The following is a 16216-nucleotide window of genomic DNA, read 5'->3' as shown; positions in this document are numbered from 1 at the left end:
GATAAGAATGTTACAGGTTTATAGATATGATGAGAATTTAGAATATGTTGAGCCGGTATTAGTTACAGAATTGGACGAGTCGGGCAATTATGTTATCCCAGCTGACTGCACGACCGTTGCTCTGCCTGATTCTCCTTCCTTGTTCAAACCAAAGTTTGATCCTGAGAATCAGGAATGGACAGAAACAGCCACACAGGAAGAGATTGACGAGATTTTAAGCATTGGAGCAACAGATGTGTCGCCGGTAAGTCAATTAAAAGAACAAAACGCGTTGCTGCTCATGCAGCTGGCGGAAACGCAAAAACAATCGCAAGAGCAAGCCGAAACAATAGCGAGTCTATTAATGTCTTTGACTGAAAAAGGAGTGTTGTAAATGGAATGGTTCAAATGTATTCAATACTGCTACAGCTGGAAAGCTTACAACGATGAAGATGTTGCTAAATACGTAGAATTAGGCAAGATCACAGATATTCAATACAAAGAAATCACCGGAAAGGATTACCCGACTCCCAGCGACGCCCCTTTTGGGGAAACTAGCGAACCTGCTGGGGCTGAATAAAGAAGTATAACGCTTAATAGGCGTTTTTATTTTTGCCTCTAAGGAGGTGATAACAAGAAATGGAGGAGACAACGGTGTTTATTAATTTTGAAACATTGGATTTAGCGAGAGTTTATCTGTTTGGGGGTGTGAAATATCTTGATTTAATGCTGGTGCTAAACATCATTGATATCCTTACCGGTGTGGTGAAAGCGTGGAAGTTTAAGGAGCTCCGCAGCCGTAGCGCATGGTTCGGTTATGTGCGTAAGATGCTCAGTTTTCTGGTGGTCATTGTGGCAAATATCGTAGATACAATCCTCAATCTGAACGGTGTCCTGACATTTGGAACCGTTCTTTTTTATATCGCCAATGAGGGGCTTTCCATTACGGAGAACCTTGCACAGATTGGCGTTAAGATTCCGGCTGCCATTACTGACCGACTTCACGTAATCGAAAATGACAACGAACAAACAAACGAAAAGGATGAACAGGCTGCTGGATAACCCGGCGGCTTTTTCTATATCGAAAATAAAGGAGAGAACACTTATGACAATCACAGTGAAAAAGAATCTTGTATCTGAGGCTAAATACGCTTTGAAATGCCCTAATGCCATGAACGCGGAATACATCACAATCCATAATACGGCAAACGATGCGTCAGCTGCCAATGAGATCAGTTATATGATCGGAAATACTAGCTCGACAAGCTTTCATTTTGCAGTCGATGACAAAGAGGTTATTCAAGGGCTGCCGTTAAATCGTAACGCATGGCATACAGGAGACGGCACAAATGGCACCGGGAACCGTAAGTCGATTGGTGTCGAAATTTGTTATAGCAAGTCAGGAGGCGCTAGATACTACGCTGCTGAAAAATTGGCAATCAAGTTTGTGGCGCAGCTCCTTAAAGAGCGCGGTTGGGGTATTGATCGTGTGCGGAAGCATCAAGACTGGAGCGGAAAGTATTGCCCGCACCGTATTTTGTCAGAGGGAAGATGGGATGAGGTTAAGGCTGCCATTGAAAAAGAATTGAAGGCGTTGGGCGGCGGGAAAACAAGCTCAAGCAAAACAAGTCCAGCCAAAAAGAAAACAACAGGATCAAGCAGCAAGAAAACGTCATATGCGCTGCCTTCTGGCATCTATAAAGTGACAAGCCCGATGCGTAAAGGAGACGATGTAAGACAGATTCAGAAAGCGTTGTCTGCTCTTTATTTCTATCCGAACAAAGGGGCAAAGAATAACGGCATTGACGGCGTGTATGGTCCAAAAACAGCAAACGCAGTCAAACGGTTCCAGCTGATGCACGGGCTTTCAGCAGATGGTATCTACGGACCGAAAACAAAAGCAAAATTGGCAGCTCTGTTAAATTAACAAAGGAAGCCCTCTATTAAAAGGGCTTCTCTTTTATACATTTCGAATAGTCATATCACATTTATCTTCCTCTGAAGCATCCATAGCCTTATATAGCACCTCAAAGAAAGTTTGTCCGTCGTTTGTCGCGAAATAGTTTGATAGATTGGTTACTTTTTGACTTATGTTATCACCCCAAGGAGGATTTTTTGATAAGTCTTCAATATCCCAAATAACCTTTTCAGGAGGGAGTTTAGAAAGTTCTGCTTCAATTTCTTTTAAATTCTCTCTAGCAGTTGGAACGTCGCTCCACTCTAATTTATCATGGTATAAGTTATTCATTAATAAAGGATATTTTGTTCCCCATCCATCTTTTTCTAAATGATATGAGATTGTAGAAAAAAATGAATGAACAAAGTCGCCGTGTCCCGCCTCATAGAAAAAGCAGTCAACCATAAAACCTACTGCCATATTAGACACCCCTAATCCATTTTAAATATTATTTCTGCTTTATTATCCGTTCTTTCATCTATTTTTCTTTTGACATCTCTTAATATATCTCTCGATACTGTCTGACCACGTACGTCTATTATAACAGTTTGTTTTGTTCCTTCTGGTAAGTCTTTTATCCTTTTGTTAAATTGATTGGATACAATTCTAACAAGATTACTTCTTCCTGACGATGTGGTCAACTTATAATTTTTTACCTCAATGCTATGCCCTGTATTATAAAAATCAGGGCGGGAGCTGTCCTTAGTTCCGTGTTTTACCTCGATTCTCTCTTTAAAGGATACTTGGTCTTTGTATCCGGGATAATCCTTTCCAACGTCAACTTCTGACTGGCGCCAAGATGGTCTTTTAGAGCCAGTTGGTTTTTTGGCATTTAGTTTAGTATTAACTCCACGTAAGCCGAATCCACCAAGCACTGATAACGCATGATTAAGGCTGTTTTGACGTTGCTCATCAGAAATCTTATTTCCAAACATATCCCGGCCAGTTATTGCTTCGCTAAAACCGTTTGCAGATGCGAGACCGTAAAGTCCTTTGCTGGAGTTTTGAAGAGCGTGAAATGACTTAGGTGTTTTATAGACATCAAGCGCTTTGTCTGCTTTGTAGATCGCTTTGCTAGTTGAATACACAGCTTTTACACCTTTGCCTAATTTACCCGCCCATCCCACAATGGGCACATAACCTGCTGCAGCCATTGCGCCAGCTGCTACACGTTGGCCCTCTGTCAACTTTTCACCGGTTACAGGATCAACTCCATCAGCAGCTCTCTTATAATCATAATATCCGGAGACTTCCCCTGTAAAATTACAAACAACATCCCACGTTTTTTCGTACCATGGCTTATTTGCAAGCTCTTCCTGTTCTTTTGCTATCTTTCTTTGTTCGGCCTGTTGATCTTTAAAGGAGATATACTCAGTCGATTGTTTTTTTACATCCTCAGTCATCTTGTGGACTTCACTGTCCCTATAAGCCTTGGCATTATAGTGGATGGGAGAGGGACTCTTGCCTTTTGCAGTTGCGTTTATGAGTGCTTGGTAATCAGCCTGAATCATTTGTTCATTTGCTTCTGATAGGGCGTATTCTGACGTCAGATTCTCATCGACTTCACTTATTTTCTCGACTGCATTTTTGCGCTCTTTCTCAGCAGAGGATAACTCATTTTTAAAATCTTCTGTCGAAAAAACATCTAAAGGAAGGACATCGTGTATTTCATTTAAGATGTCTTTGATGGCCTTTTTCTGTTCTGAGATGATGGATTTTGATTTAGAATTAGCATTGGTCAACTCATGCTCTAGGAAGGATTCTTCTATGTAGGCATCTGATAAGCTGGCGTCTTCTAAGATACCAGGAATACTCGTTAAAAAAGATATTTTCATCTCAATTAGATCAATCCACTGGTCAGCAATGCCGGCCTGATCTTCATAAAATGATTTGATGTTATCTGCACCTTTACCTGAAAACTCGCTATCATCTAAATCAGCGACAGCTTTAAATGCTTTCTTTAATTTGGCCATTTTACTTTTTAAATCTTTGTATTCTTTTGCACGGTTTTCAGCTTCGGAAAGCAGTGTTTTGGCTTCAAATACCTTCATGATCATATCCTTTCATATGGAATTTAACACAGGGATTTTACCATAGTTTAGGAGGGAGAAGCTGATAATAAATATGTCGTTACAAGAATGATTCGAATTACATAGGTACTATTAACTTGGTTGAATTCTGGCCGCATAGTATTAAGTTCGACAGACTCATTTTTTAATGAGTTCTTCATGCTTAAAAAATAGTAAAAATTACCCTAAAGAAAATTTGCGCCATAACGAAAAATAAATTGCGCTATGTCGAAAATTATTTCTATATATGACATAAAATGTTAAACGTGTGTTAATATTTGTTTGAGTATTTAGAATTTTGACAGAAAGAGGGGTTTATTATGAGTAAACTTGCTTCTGAGTATGTTGCTAATATCTTAAATGAGTGGTATATCGCCATAAAACAGCAAAATGTAGAGGATGCCGAGAAATACTTTAAAGAGGTTAAAGCTCTGTTTGATGAAATGGTGGAAGATCAAGAGGTATTGATGTATTACTCTTTGCTTGAAGAGAGACATAAAATGATGTTGTACCAAGTAAAAGGATCAGATTTCCCCAAACATTCATATTTCAATAAAAAACACGCAAAAGAAATACAAAAAACTGATCACATGATAGAGTATTACTTTTTTTTATTTGAAGCGTTATACGAGTCATATAATCGAAACTTTGAGAATGCCATAAGCCTTTTTAAAATCGCAGAGAAAAAGTTATCTGTCATTCCGGATGAAATTGAAGCTGCTGAATTTTATTCTAAAGTGGCGTCAATGTATATGATGCTACGGCAAAGTATCGTTTCATTAAATTATATAAACAACGCACTCAATAATTATAAAGGGGATGAAAACTACAAAAGAAAGTTTGCAACTGCACTGATGGTTGTTGGAACTAACTATACTGATCTAGGACAATTTGATAAAGCTGAAGAAGCCTATTTCCAAGCGATTAGAATTTCAAAAGAGCTTGATGATAAATTTTTCGAAGCGCAAATCCATCACAATTTAAGTATTACGTACTCAGCAGCAAATAGATCCCAAGACTGTCTTAATGCACTAAGAAAAGCAATCCGAAACAAAGAATGGAGACAATCAGTTTATTACATTAACTCTCTTTACATGGTCACAAAAGAGTTATTCCTCATGGGCCAAAAGGATAAGGCTGTATATTATTACAAAAAAGGACAGGAAAATTTGAACCAAAAAGAGAATAAAGTGTATGAGGCTAAAATAAACATCATTTATAAACTTCTTCAAGATAATCAAAACGAAACGATTGAGCATTGTTTGAGTTATATTCATTTCCTTCAAGAAAAGAATGACTTAGACAGTGTTCTTGATCTATCCTTGATTATCTCTCGGTACTGCGAGGAGAAAGAATGTTATAAGGATGCTCTTGAATTTTCTAAACGAGCTATTTTAGCCGAAAAGAAAATGAGGCAGTTGGAGGGAATAGGATGAAAAGATTAATACTTCGTGTGTCTGTTACAGCTATTATCTTAAGTGGATTAGCTGTTGGCACTAGTTTGATTACTCAATCTGACTTTCATTTTAGTGAAAAACCAGTTGGAACAGAAATACAAATTGCAGAAAGACCTGTTGGCACTTAATACAAGAACCCTGAAAAGGGTTTTTTTTGTGGAAAAAAGGCCTAACATACTAAAGCCTTGTACTTACATGCAGATTTTGACTTCACGAACACGAAGTTCTTCTTATATAACTGTCACATAAAGTATAAAATTTAATACAAGTTTTTATGTTAGAATAATTACAAGGAAATTAACGGAGATGATGAAGTATGACTTGGGCAATCTTGTTGTTGATCCTCATGAGTTTGGTGAAAATTGTATTAACTTGTCTTCCGTCCGGTGTTATAGAGTGGCTCCTCGGTAAATTTGCGGTCCATTCTAAGTTGAACGCAGAAGATGCTGTTATCTCTTTCGATGGAAAACGTTTGGAGGATAATAGAAAAAAACAAGTGGTTGATCAATTTAATAAAGCTGTTTTTATGGAGAAATATTATATTTATCCAGGCGACGAAGAGCGCTATTTAAATCCAGAAAACGGCGGTAAACCGCTGGTAATAGATACGAAACAAGGCAAAAAAGATGTGAAGTTGTTTGTGTACAGATATGACGATCATATTGATGTAGTAAAACAGTATAGAAAGAAAGTTATTGCATATCGCCTGCTATCTGAAAGCCTTCAAAACGAGTTTAACTCAGTATCAGGGAGCTTGGCTTAAGGAGTAGTTAAAAAACCGGCCACATACAAGCCCTAAAAAAGAATTAAGAACATTGGAAGAAATACCATCCATATGATGAAAAAAGGCTCTCTCATACGAGAAGGGCCTTTTTTATTTATGCGCCTACTATTATTTCACGACCTAAACACATTCCGATCGCTTGGTCGTGATGCGTGCCTACAGGTGGATCAATTTGAAAGGTTCCTTATCGGTAACTTACGTGTGATCTTCATTTTTTCTAAATCCCTTTTATTTGAACAAATTTTTCAATAATTTATTTGTTGCTTTTCCGGCTGCACGTCGAGCTACTCTTTTTCCAAGTGTGCCGTTTTTGGCTGCTTGAACATCACCAAGGATACGCGCAATCTTATACAGTAAACCCCTTGTTTTGTTTATGTTCATATGTAGCTCCTTTTTCAGAGTGTATCATTCAAAGAGAGGGAGCGTCTGTCCATCATTTTTAATCCCCCCAAAACCTCCCCCAATCCCCCCCCAAATAAATAAGGGGAAATACAAGATTCTACATAGCAGAATCCAAAAGAAAAACCCTAGAAATGTTGATATAACAACGTTTCTAGGGTTTAATCCAATGCTCTTTAAAGAGCATTTTAATTAACGAGAGTAGAACTCAACGATAAGCGCTTCGTTAATTTCCGGAGCAAGTTCAGAACGCTCAGGAAGACGAGTGAAAGTACCTTCAAGCTTTTCAGCGTCGAAAGTAAGGTATTCAGGAACGAAGTTGTTCACTTCAACAGATTCTTTGATGATAGAAAGGTTTCTTGATTTTTCGCGAACACCGATTGTTTGACCAGGTTTCACTAGGTAAGACGGGATGTCAACGCGGCTTCCGTCTACAAGAATGTGACCGTGGTTAACCAATTGGCGAGCTTGACGGCGAGTACGTGCTAAACCTAGCTTGTACACAACGTTATCAAGACGAGAATCTAAAAGAATCATGAAGTTTTCACCGTGTTTACCAGCTAGTTTGCCAGCTTTGTCAAACAAAGTGCGGAATTGACGTTCGTTTACACCGTACATGTGACGAAGCTTTTGCTTTTCTTGCAATTGCAAACCGTATTCTGATAATTTTTTACGTTGTCCTGGGCCGTGTGGACCTGGAGCGTAAGGGCGTTTTTCTAATTCTTTTCCTGTACCGCTAAGAGAGATTCCTAGACGGCGGGACAGTTTCCAAGATGGACCTGTATAGCGAGCCATAATGTGACTCCTCCTTTGGTTTTATTTTTGTGGAAAATAAAAACCGTCTGCTCTATTCGACCATGCACATTTTGTTTTCATGTATCCTCGCTCCAGCAGCAGAGAGTTACACGATACACCTTATTGATAAGGAACAAAATGAAAACATAGAAGCTGAACAAAAAGGCTGCAATATTTCACACAAAGGTCATTATATAATTTATTTGTTTTGAAGTCAACCATTCCTCCATTATTGCTTCACCGTTTATGATATAATAAACAAAAATTAGTGGTAAACTTTTAGGTGATAAAAACATGGTAGAACAAACTAAAGATCAATTATCCGCCTTTCATTATCATATGCTCGATTTTTTATTAACCAAATCTGAAAAAGTCACATTCACCGACTCTTTCATATGGCTGATTTCTGCTATTCAAACCTATTTTTCAACCCTTTGTGTTTCGCTTACACCGTCATCATCAGACTTTGTGACAAAACTGGCAGATGGTGAAGCGCATTTTTCCGCTTCAAAAATAAACGCATCATGTTATCTAATTGAGGACGGCTCCGGCAGGTGTTTCCATCTTGCGTGCAGGCAGGATGAAGAGATTCCTGAAGGGCTTCCGGAGGTGGTTGCTTCATTTTTAAACCAGTCGATGAAACAGGAAAGACTCTATAACAAAACGATCTACCAAAAAAAGATATACAAAATGACAGAGCTGTTCCATTCACTGCTTGATCAGACAGATGTGCTGAAGCAGCTTTTAGAAAGCTTGACCAGCACATTTTCTCTTTTTGAGTTTTCTTTATTTATATCGCACGATCAAGACCAATGTTTAGGGATTCCTGCAAAAGAGCTGTATATGGAAGGGGAAAAATCCGATTCCTTTGCGCTCAAAGTGTATTTGTCCGGAGACATTTTGCGGAAAAATGAATCTGCCGCTTATATTCCGATCAAAGGACAGCAGGGCACATACGGGGTGTTGAAGGCTGAAGGAACGGGAGACGGCTTTCTTACTGATGCCTGCCTTGATGAAATGTCGCTGTTAGCAAACGCCGCGGGAAAAGCGTTTGAAAATGCCCAGCTCTACGAACAATCCAAAGCAAGCATCGCAAATTTGGAATTGATTAATGAAACATCACGACGCCTGAATCAGCGGCTGACATTGACTGATACAATGAATGATCTGGCTGTGAGAATGGCAGAATCGTTTCAGGCAGAAGAAGTGGGATTTTTTCATATAGACCATTTTGAAAATCTAAAATTGCTTCCAGGCGGCACAGCATTTTTTAAAGAAGCGAAACCGTCAGATTTTTATAATGAGCTGAAAGAAAAGCTGTATGAAGGTGAAAAAGGGGTTTTCATCGGGAATGGCCAGTCTGTTTTTGGGAAGGCGGGGTACGGCTCGCTGATGGCTGCTCCGATGATTCAAAACGACCGGCTTTTAGGCTTTGCGGTTTTATTGAAACAGGAGCTGTACGCTTTTACATTTGAAATGTACAAGCTGTTTCAGGCGCTGATTCATCACGCGACACTGGCTGTAACCAATTCAATGCTTCGCGACCGCCTTGAGCATCTCGTGAAAACAGATCAGCTGACTGAACTGTATTCACGAGCGTATTTAGATGAAAAAATTCAATACAGCATGAAAATCCATCAAAAGGGTGTTTTTATTCTTGTTGATATTGATAATTTTAAAAATGTAAATGATACGTACGGCCATCAGACTGGGGACGAGATTTTAATTCAAGTCGCTTCAGTGATTAAAAGCAACATCCGAAAGCATGATGTCGGTGCCCGCTGGGGAGGAGAGGAGCTGGCGATTTATTTGCCAAATGTGCCGGTTGCAGTGGGGAAACGGATTACTGAGCGACTGGTTTACGCGGTCAGAAAAAATACGAAACCCGAGGTAACCATTTCCTGCGGTATCTCCTGCTGGACGACAGAAACAAAAAAGTCGCTGAAAGAGCTTGTGCATGAGGCAGACGAAGCGCTCTACAGCGCGAAACGGAGCGGGAAAAACCGCTTGATGGTTCATGACTCAATAAAATAAAAAAAGCCCAAAACGATATCAGTTTTGGGCTTTTATATTACTGCGCTAACGCTTTTTCTAGCGTTTCGGCAAATTGAGTTAAGTATTTTTCATCAATTTCGTCGAAACGGTTTTTCACTGGGCTGTCGATGTCCAAGACGCCGACAATTTTTCCGTCTACACGAATCGGAAGCACAATTTCTGATTGAGACGCTGCATCGCAGGCGATATGTCCCGGAAACGAGTTTACATCCTCAACACGTTCCACTTTTCCGTTTGCGTACGCTGTGCCACAAACCCCTCTGCCGAAAGGAATCCGAACACATGCCGGCAGGCCTTGGAACGGACCTAACACAAGCTGTCCATCCTCTTCTTTGGCAAAATAGAAACCCGCCCAGTTGACTTCAGGCAGCGAATGATACAGCAGTGCTGAGGCATTTGCATAGTTAGCTATTTGGTCTGTTTCGTCTTCGGTCATGGCTTCGAGCTGTTTTAGCAGAAGCTGATAGTCTTTTTCTTTATCTCCAGATTGTTTTTCGACATGGAACATGGAAAACCCTCACTTTTTCTATAATATAAAACAAAGTTCCGGCTTTTCTGCCGGCATTTGTCGATAAGTTCTTACAGGAACAGCGGCTTTCTGCTTGAATAGTATCAAGAGGAAGGAGTGAGCCGTATGAAAGTAAGCACCAAAGACAAAATTATTGAATCTGCTGTCATGCTTTTTAACCAAAAAGGATTTTCTGGCACGTCTGTCCGTGAAATCGCAAAGTCAGCTGATGTAAATGTTGCGCACATCTCCTACTATTTTAAAGGCAAAGGAGGCTTGATGGAACACTTAGTTTCAGAGTTTTACGAGGGCTACAGCAAAACGCTTGAAACAGCGGCAAGCAATATCTCTTCTCAAAGCACTCAGGAACAGCTTCTTCAATTGGTTTTCGATATTTTATCCTATCAGCATAATCATCGTCAATTAACTCGTTTTGTCTACCGGGAAGTCACAATTGACTCCACATTAATCAGGGAAATTATGTCGACATATCTAATGAAGGAAAAGTATATCTTCCAGCTGATCATTGAGGAAGGAGAAAAACAGCGTGAATATTTAACGCTGCCGCTGCCTCATTTTATTCTCCAATTAAAATCTCTCTTGATGATGCCCTATCTCCAGCCTCAATATATTTCAGAAGTACTCTACATGCAGCCGCACGAGCCGTATTTTTATAAAATGTATTTTGAAGAAATCAAGATTTGGATCAGAAGCGTCTTCCGGACAGGAGACGTGGCGCTCACCAACTAGCACCGTTCCAAAAACGCCTCATACGCATATCCGACATCTCCCGCTTGATGGGCATCTGACCCAAACACAAGCGGGATCTTCTTTTGCTTCGCTTCATTCAGCATCCAATCCTCGATATAAATACCGCCAGCGTAAGTTTTTCTTAAGCCGGAAGTATTGAAGTCGAGCTCCATTCCGTTTTCTTCAATGGCATTCAGGCACAGGGAAACGAGGCCGCGAATATGTTCTGACATGCTGTATGGAAACAGCTTGATGAATTTTTGGACGAGTGTGATGTGACCGACTCTTTTTGGCTTATAAACGCCGAGAGATGCTACAATGGAAGAATAGATACTCCGGTAATATTGTTCATATACCGCTTCAATGCTTCCGCAGGCTGAAATCAGCTCTTTGAAGGTATGCTCGTCATAATCAAGGCATAGATAGGAAGAGTCTGTGAGCAAAAAATGAACGGATAAGATGCTGTCATCTAAATATGGCCCGTATGTGTCCAGAAATAATGTAATTTCGTCTTCAAATTCAGCGATATAATCGACTTCAAGACCTGTCCGTATGCTAAGCTGTCCGCGATATTCTTTTTTTAATCCGGAAATTTCATGAATATAGCGTTCCAAAGAAGCTTGCGCCATCGCGCTGTCTTTCAGCGGCGTGGGATCGGTAAAAGAGGGCGGCAATGGGGCGTGTTCGGTAAAAGTAATCGATTCGAACCCTTTTTTTAAGGCTTCTTCTGCATATTGTCTGAGTGTGTCATTGGAGCCGTGAGGGCAAAATGGTGTGTGAATATGTCCGTCTCGCTTTTGCATTGATGTCACCCCATGAAAAAATAGTCAAATCCTGCCGATTTTGCACAAAAAGTTTTTGATTTCTGGTCAAAAAATGTTTGTTACATGGTATCATAATAACAATGAAAACGACAGTTTTTCTCAATACATATCCTGAAATCTTTCTGAATAAATAAAACACCCTGACAGATTAAGGTAAACAGCAAGGGGGCTCATTATGGAGTTTGTCATTGGATTATTAATTGTACTGCTTGCGCTGTTTGCGGCAGGCTACTTTTTCAGGAAAAAAATCTACGCCGAAATCGACCGGCTGGAATCGTGGAAGATTGAAATTCTGAATCGGTCGATCGTGGAAGAAATGTCTAAAATAAAACATTTAAAAATGACGGGTCAGACAGAAGAGTTCTTTGAGAAGTGGCGTGAAGAATGGGACGAGATTGTCACAGCCCACATGCCGAAAGTTGAAGAGCTCCTTTATGATGCCGAGGAAAATGCAGACAAATACCGGTTTAAAAAGGCCAATCAAGTGCTCGTTCATATCGACGACCTGCTGACAGCGGCTGAATCAAGCATTGAAAAGATTCTTCGGGAAATCAGCGATCTTGTCACAAGTGAGGAAAAGAGCCGTGAAGAGATTGAACAGGTGAGGGAGCGCTATTCGAAATCTCGAAAAAACCTGCTGGCTTACAGCCACCTTTACGGGGAGCTTTATGACAGCCTTGAAAAGGATCTGGACGAAATTTGGAGCGGCATCAAACAATTTGAAGAAGAAACAGAAGGCGGAAACTATATTACTGCACGAAAAGTACTGCTTGAGCAGGACCGCAATCTTGAACGGCTTCAGTCATACATAGATGACGTGCCGAAGCTGTTAGCTGACTGTAAACAGACGGTGCCCGGACAGATTGCAAAGCTCAAGGATGGCTATGGCGAAATGAAAGAAAAAGGGTACAAGCTTGAGCATATCCAGCTTGATAAGGAATTAGAAAATCTGTCAAACCAGCTGAAACGAGCGGAACATGTCCTGATGACTGAGCTGGATATTGATGAAGCATCCGCAATCCTGCAGCTCATTGACGAAAATATTCAATCTGTTTATCAGCAGCTGGAGGGCGAAGTTGAAGCCGGTCAATCCGTACTAAGCAAAATGCCTGAATTGATTATTGCTTACGACAAGCTTAAAGAAGAGAAAGAGCATACGAAAGCGGAAACTGAGCTGGTGAAGGAAAGCTACAGGCTGACAGCCGGTGAGCTCGGCAAACAGCAGGCTTTTGAAAAGCGCCTTGATGAAATTGGGAAGCTGCTATCATCCGTTAAAGATAAGCTCGATGCAGAGCATGTTGCCTACTCACTTTTAGTGGAAGAAGTTGCTTCAATAGAGAAGCAAATTGAAGAAGTGAAAAAAGAGCATGACGAGTATCGTGAAAATCTGCAAGCGCTGAGAAAAGAAGAGCTTCAGGCGAGGGAGACGCTCAGCAATTTGAAAAAAACAATTTCTGAGACAGCAAGACTGCTGAAGACTAGCAACATTCCAGGCATTCCGAGCCATATTCAAGAGATGCTGGAGAACGCGCATCATCATATTCAAGAAACGGTCAATCAACTAAACGAACTTCCATTAAATATGGAAGAAGCCGGAGCCCATTTGAAACAAGCAGAAGATATCGTCAACAGGGCAAGCCGGGAATCAGAGGAACTTGTCGAGCAGGTCATCCTCATTGAAAAAATCATTCAGTTCGGAAACCGGTTCAGAAGCCAGAATCATATTTTATCTGAACAGCTGAAAGAAGCGGAAAGACGTTTTTATGCTTTTGATTATGACGACTCTTATGAAATTGCCGCTGCCGCTGTAGAAAAGGCTGCGCCAGGTGCAGTTGAAAAAATCAAAGCTGACATATCCGCTTAGATAATCACGACCATGAAAAAGAGCCCGCAGTGTAATGAGCAGGCTCTTTTTTTCATTACAAAACGCCTGCGCAATAACGCAGGCGTTCTGTGACATTAACTTATTTCATTAAGCTGTTTGGATGGTCCGATGAATAAGGTCAGCACATAGCCGATAACCGCTCCGACGATTCCTGGAAGCACCCAGCCGATGCCGAGGCTGTAAAGAGGAAGATTCGCATTTAGAAACACATCTAAAGATCCAAGTGAGAAACCGGCTGCTTTGATACCGTCTAAAATACTGAAAAGTCCTGTACCGATCAAGCATGCGATGTACACTTCGCGTCTTTCTTTAAAGATCTTATCGATGAAGGAAAGAACGATAATGACAATGGCAAGCGGATAGATAGCTGATAAAATAGGAACAGAAAACGCGATAATTTGCGCGAGTCCGAAATTCGCAATGATCAAGCTGAATAACGTGACAATCGTAACGACAATTTTATATGATAATGCCGGAATAAGTTTTGAAAAATATTGGCCGCAAGATGTGACAAGGCCGATGCTTGTTGTTAAACATGCGACTGTAATCGCTGCTCCGAGTACGATGTTGCCTAATGAACCGAATAAATAATGGGAAGACGCAGATAAAATTTTAGCTCCTTCACCAACAGGACCGATGGCATTTGTGCTTGTTGCACCTAAATAAGCAAGGGATACATAAATGAAAGTCAGCCCTAAAGCGGCAATCACACCTGCTTTAATGCAGGCTGCAGCAAGAGCTTTAGACTGTGTAACGCCTTTGCTTTTTACAGCATTTACAACGACAACGCCAAATACAATTGAAGCAAGTGCGTCCATTGTTTTATAGCCTTCTAAAAATCCTTTAAAAACCGGTGTTCCTTTATATGCTTCTGTCACGGCGCCCAATCCGCCCATCGGCGTGAAGATGGCTTTGAGAACAATGATTAAAATAATTGTGAATTTGATGGGAGTCAGAATTTTTCCGACTCGATCGACAACCTTGGATGGGTTTAACGCTAAATAGTACGTAACGCCGAAAAAGATAAGTGTAAATATTAATAAAGAAAGTCTTTCTGGTACGCCAGTCAAAAACGGAACAGCGCCAATTTCATATGAAACAGTTCCTGTTCTCGGGATGGCGAATAATGGTCCGATTGATAAATAAAGCACCACAGTAAAGATTGTGCCGAAAACAGGGTGCGCTTTGTCAGCAAGGCCTTTAGCGTCCTTACCGGTTAATGCGATGGCGATAATGCCGAGAAGCGGCAGGCCTACCCCTGTCAGTAAAAATCCGCCGATGGCCTTCCAGACGTTGTGTCCGGCTGCTTGTCCAAGTTCCGGCGGATAAATCATATTTCCTGCTCCAAAGAATAACGCAAATAGCATGAAACCAATAATAATGGTATCTTTGACAGGCAGTGAGTGTTTCATGAAAAAAATCCTCCTAATAATTATGTTAAAATATTCTGTCAATTAATTGTCAGATAATATGACGAAACGAACAAATCTTATTATATGGTAAAAAAATTAGAAGTCAATACTAGTTTTTCGTAATTTTCTATTAAATTTTGTTATGGTAACATAAATATCATACCTTGTACCGCTTTCATAAAGGAGTAAAAAAGATGATATATTTAGATAATAGTTCAACGACGAAGCCTTACGATGAAGTCTTGAACGTATATGAACAGACAAGCAGCCGATACTTTGGCAATCCTTCATCTTTGCACCGATATGGAGCCGAAACGGAACAGCTGCTTCAAGCAGCCAAAAATCAAATCAAAAGGTCCTTAGGCCTAAAAAAATATGATATTGTATTTACGTCAGGCGCCACAGAAGCCAATAATGCGGCTTTAAAAGGAGCGGCTTTGTCAAAGATAAAAACAGGCAAACATATCATTGCCACTTCTATTGAACATCCATCCGTTACGGAATCGTTAGAACAGCTGAAAGAGTTGTTCGGGTTTGATATCACTTATCTTTCTGTGAATGAAGACGGATTTGTTTCTATTGAAGATCTAAAAGCAGCCATCCGTCCCGATACCGTGCTTGTCAGCATGATGCATGTGAACAATGAAGTCGGTTCCGTGCAGCCGATTGAAGCGGCAGGAGAAGTGCTGAAAGAGCATTCGAACATTTTGTTTCACGTCGATTATGTGCAGGGCATCTATAAAGTGCCCTTGGCAATTGAAAAGGCCGGCATTGATCTATGTTCAATTTCGGGGCATAAATTTCACGGCCTAAAGGGGACAGGCGCACTTATTGTAAAAGAAGGAACACGCCTTATTCCGCTCATAACGGGAGGCTCTCAGCAAAAAGGCATACGGGCCGGAACAGAACATACTGCTGGTGCGGTTTCGCTTGCCAAGGCCATTAATCTGGCCTCTGCTGATTTTGACACACGGCTTGACACGATGACTGCCGCAAAGGAATTGTTTATGAAAAGGCTGAGTGAAATTGAGGGCGTCGTTATCAACACGCCTCAAATGAATAGCGCGCCGCACATTATTAATTTCTCTGTACCGGGGATTAAAGCGGAAGTGCTTTTACACATGCTTGAGGAACAGGATATTTTCGTCTCCACAACATCGGCTTGCTCGGCAAAAGAACATAAACCCAGCAAGGTTCTCTTAGAGATGGGCAAAGGAGAGCAGATTGCCGGAAGCAGCATCAGAATCAGTTTAAATTACAGCCAGACAAGCGATGTGGCAGAACCGTTTATGAACGCGCTTCGTCCTGGCATCAAAAAATTAAGGGAAATGATGAGGTAGAA

Annotated in this window: 18 protein-coding genes; 11 read left to right on the top strand and 7 right to left on the bottom strand. The window is 40.7% G+C overall.

Translation table 11 applies throughout. From position 1 onward, the window contains the following. Positions 1-7: 7 nt before the first annotated feature. Genes NSQ83_RS15415 through NSQ83_RS15400 form a run of 4 tightly spaced genes read left to right on the top strand, consistent with a single transcriptional unit; the run spans position 8 to position 1906 of the window. Complete coding sequence (locus NSQ83_RS15415) at positions 8-373, top strand: hypothetical protein (RefSeq protein ID WP_327839345.1); 366 nt, start codon at positions 8-10, stop codon at positions 371-373. Continuing rightward, positions 374-559, top strand: coding sequence for an XkdX family protein (locus NSQ83_RS15410; protein WP_041850135.1), 186 nt, complete (start codon positions 374-376; stop codon positions 557-559). A 59-nt stretch (positions 560-618) separates the two neighbouring features. Beyond that, positions 619-1041, top strand: coding sequence for a holin family protein (locus NSQ83_RS15405; protein ID WP_046663946.1), 423 nt, complete (start codon positions 619-621; stop codon positions 1039-1041). A 43-nt stretch (positions 1042-1084) separates the two neighbouring features. Next, the gene (locus NSQ83_RS15400; RefSeq protein ID WP_327839344.1) at positions 1085-1906 is read left to right on the top strand and encodes an N-acetylmuramoyl-L-alanine amidase; all 822 of its coding nucleotides are present in this window, start codon (positions 1085-1087) and stop codon (positions 1904-1906) included. Between the two features lie 33 nt (positions 1907-1939). On the opposite strand, the gene NSQ83_RS15395 is transcribed toward NSQ83_RS15400, so the two are convergent. Then, the gene (locus tag NSQ83_RS15395) at positions 1940-2356 is read right to left on the bottom strand and encodes an immunity 70 family protein (protein WP_043858636.1); all 417 of its coding nucleotides are present in this window, start codon (positions 2354-2356) and stop codon (positions 1940-1942) included. Positions 2357-2367: 11 nt separating this feature from the next. Next, positions 2368-3987 carry a T7SS effector LXG polymorphic toxin gene (locus NSQ83_RS15390; protein ID WP_327839343.1) on the bottom strand — a complete coding sequence of 540 codons (1620 nt, stop codon included), beginning with the start codon at positions 3985-3987 and terminating at the stop codon, positions 2368-2370. A 338-nt stretch (positions 3988-4325) separates the two neighbouring features. Between NSQ83_RS15390 and NSQ83_RS15385 the strand changes: the two genes are divergently transcribed. The 3 genes from NSQ83_RS15385 (at position 4326) to NSQ83_RS15375 (ending at position 6225) form a co-directional block, all read left to right on the top strand. After that, on the top strand, positions 4326-5441 hold the full coding sequence (locus NSQ83_RS15385; protein WP_327839342.1) for a Rap family tetratricopeptide repeat protein: 1116 nt from the start codon (positions 4326-4328) through the stop codon (positions 5439-5441). Beyond that, positions 5438-5590 carry a PhrK family phosphatase-inhibitory pheromone gene (locus NSQ83_RS15380; RefSeq protein ID WP_165882336.1) on the top strand — a complete coding sequence of 51 codons (153 nt, stop codon included), beginning with the start codon at positions 5438-5440 and terminating at the stop codon, positions 5588-5590. The genes NSQ83_RS15385 and NSQ83_RS15380 overlap by 4 nt, the downstream gene beginning before the upstream one ends. A gap of 188 nt (positions 5591-5778) precedes the next feature. Beyond that, positions 5779-6225, top strand: coding sequence for a YfmQ family protein (locus NSQ83_RS15375; RefSeq protein WP_192857960.1), 447 nt, complete (start codon positions 5779-5781; stop codon positions 6223-6225). Between the two features lie 249 nt (positions 6226-6474). Here the strand turns inward: NSQ83_RS15375 and NSQ83_RS15370 are convergent, their stop codons facing one another. Together NSQ83_RS15370 and rpsD are read right to left on the bottom strand one after the other, a co-directional pair. Beyond that, the gene (locus NSQ83_RS15370) at positions 6475-6627 is read right to left on the bottom strand and encodes a hypothetical protein (RefSeq protein ID WP_181280876.1); all 153 of its coding nucleotides are present in this window, start codon (positions 6625-6627) and stop codon (positions 6475-6477) included. A gap of 210 nt (positions 6628-6837) precedes the next feature. After that, positions 6838-7440, bottom strand: coding sequence for a 30S ribosomal protein S4 (rpsD, locus tag NSQ83_RS15365; RefSeq protein WP_003229304.1), 603 nt, complete (start codon positions 7438-7440; stop codon positions 6838-6840). Between the two features lie 294 nt (positions 7441-7734). On the opposite strand from rpsD, the gene NSQ83_RS15360 reads away from it, so the two are divergent. After that, positions 7735-9474 carry a diguanylate cyclase gene (locus tag NSQ83_RS15360; protein ID WP_195727747.1) on the top strand — a complete coding sequence of 580 codons (1740 nt, stop codon included), beginning with the start codon at positions 7735-7737 and terminating at the stop codon, positions 9472-9474. 37 nt (positions 9475-9511) lie between these two features. Here NSQ83_RS15360 and NSQ83_RS15355 read toward each other — a convergent pair whose 3' ends face one another. Beyond that, positions 9512-10003, bottom strand: coding sequence for a GAF domain-containing protein (locus tag NSQ83_RS15355; protein ID WP_195727748.1), 492 nt, complete (start codon positions 10001-10003; stop codon positions 9512-9514). Positions 10004-10129: 126 nt separating this feature from the next. Here NSQ83_RS15355 and refZ point away from each other — a divergent pair, with 126 nt between their 5' ends. After that, the gene (gene refZ / locus NSQ83_RS15350) at positions 10130-10753 is read left to right on the top strand and encodes a transcriptional regulator RefZ (RefSeq protein ID WP_014477663.1); all 624 of its coding nucleotides are present in this window, start codon (positions 10130-10132) and stop codon (positions 10751-10753) included. Here the strand turns inward: refZ and hisJ are convergent. After that, the gene (hisJ, locus tag NSQ83_RS15345) at positions 10750-11556 is read right to left on the bottom strand and encodes a histidinol-phosphatase HisJ (protein ID WP_088467331.1); all 807 of its coding nucleotides are present in this window, start codon (positions 11554-11556) and stop codon (positions 10750-10752) included. The genes refZ and hisJ overlap by 4 nt on opposite strands. A gap of 196 nt (positions 11557-11752) precedes the next feature. Here hisJ and ezrA point away from each other — a divergent pair, with 196 nt between their 5' ends. Beyond that, positions 11753-13441 (top strand): septation ring formation regulator EzrA, encoded by a 1689-nt coding sequence (gene ezrA / locus NSQ83_RS15340; RefSeq protein ID WP_072173619.1) that lies wholly within the window; start codon positions 11753-11755, stop codon positions 13439-13441. Positions 13442-13536: 95 nt separating this feature from the next. Here ezrA and brnQ read toward each other — a convergent pair whose 3' ends face one another. Beyond that, positions 13537-14874: a branched-chain amino acid transport system II carrier protein gene (brnQ, locus tag NSQ83_RS15335; RefSeq protein WP_003229322.1), complete on the bottom strand. Its 1338-nt coding sequence runs from the start codon at positions 14872-14874 to the stop codon at positions 13537-13539. A 194-nt stretch (positions 14875-15068) separates the two neighbouring features. Here brnQ and NSQ83_RS15330 point away from each other — a divergent pair, with 194 nt between their 5' ends. Further along, complete coding sequence (locus tag NSQ83_RS15330) at positions 15069-16214, top strand: cysteine desulfurase family protein (RefSeq protein WP_017695727.1); 1146 nt, start codon at positions 15069-15071, stop codon at positions 16212-16214. Positions 16215-16216 lie beyond the last annotated feature (2 nt).

The sequence above is a fragment of the Bacillus sp. PS217 genome (assembly GCF_037963535.1).
Lineage (GTDB): Bacteria > Bacillota > Bacilli > Bacillales > Bacillaceae > Bacillus > Bacillus subtilis.
Note: the sequence above shows the minus strand (reverse complement) of the source record. Positions and strands in the feature narration are given on the sequence as shown.

Bases quoted from the DNA above. Each gene is read 5' to 3' on its own strand.
- NSQ83_RS15410 (WP_041850135.1), top strand. From the start codon at position 374: ATGGAATGGTTCAAATGTATTCAATACTGCTACAGCTGGAAAGCTTAC.
- NSQ83_RS15370 (WP_181280876.1), bottom strand. From the start codon at position 6,627: ATGAACATAAACAAAACAAGGGGTTTACTGTATAAGATTGCGCGTATC.
- NSQ83_RS15355 (WP_195727748.1), bottom strand. From the start codon at position 10,003: ATGTTCCATGTCGAAAAACAATCTGGAGATAAAGAAAAAGACTATCAG.
- NSQ83_RS15360 (WP_195727747.1), top strand. From the start codon at position 7,735: ATGGTAGAACAAACTAAAGATCAATTATCCGCCTTTCATTATCATATG.
- hisJ (WP_088467331.1), bottom strand. From the start codon at position 11,556: ATGCAAAAGCGAGACGGACATATTCACACACCATTTTGCCCTCACGGC.
- rpsD (WP_003229304.1), bottom strand. From the start codon at position 7,440: ATGGCTCGCTATACAGGTCCATCTTGGAAACTGTCCCGCCGTCTAGGA.
- NSQ83_RS15400 (WP_327839344.1), top strand. From the start codon at position 1,085: ATGACAATCACAGTGAAAAAGAATCTTGTATCTGAGGCTAAATACGCT.
- NSQ83_RS15375 (WP_192857960.1), top strand. From the start codon at position 5,779: ATGACTTGGGCAATCTTGTTGTTGATCCTCATGAGTTTGGTGAAAATT.
- NSQ83_RS15415 (WP_327839345.1), top strand. From the start codon at position 8: ATGTTACAGGTTTATAGATATGATGAGAATTTAGAATATGTTGAGCCG.
- NSQ83_RS15330 (WP_017695727.1), top strand. From the start codon at position 15,069: ATGATATATTTAGATAATAGTTCAACGACGAAGCCTTACGATGAAGTC.
- NSQ83_RS15405 (WP_046663946.1), top strand. From the start codon at position 619: ATGGAGGAGACAACGGTGTTTATTAATTTTGAAACATTGGATTTAGCG.
- NSQ83_RS15385 (WP_327839342.1), top strand. From the start codon at position 4,326: ATGAGTAAACTTGCTTCTGAGTATGTTGCTAATATCTTAAATGAGTGG.
- ezrA (WP_072173619.1), top strand. From the start codon at position 11,753: ATGGAGTTTGTCATTGGATTATTAATTGTACTGCTTGCGCTGTTTGCG.
- NSQ83_RS15390 (WP_327839343.1), bottom strand. From the start codon at position 3,987: ATGAAGGTATTTGAAGCCAAAACACTGCTTTCCGAAGCTGAAAACCGT.
- NSQ83_RS15380 (WP_165882336.1), top strand. From the start codon at position 5,438: ATGAAAAGATTAATACTTCGTGTGTCTGTTACAGCTATTATCTTAAGT.
- NSQ83_RS15395 (WP_043858636.1), bottom strand. From the start codon at position 2,356: ATGGCAGTAGGTTTTATGGTTGACTGCTTTTTCTATGAGGCGGGACAC.
- refZ (WP_014477663.1), top strand. From the start codon at position 10,130: ATGAAAGTAAGCACCAAAGACAAAATTATTGAATCTGCTGTCATGCTT.
- brnQ (WP_003229322.1), bottom strand. From the start codon at position 14,874: ATGAAACACTCACTGCCTGTCAAAGATACCATTATTATTGGTTTCATG.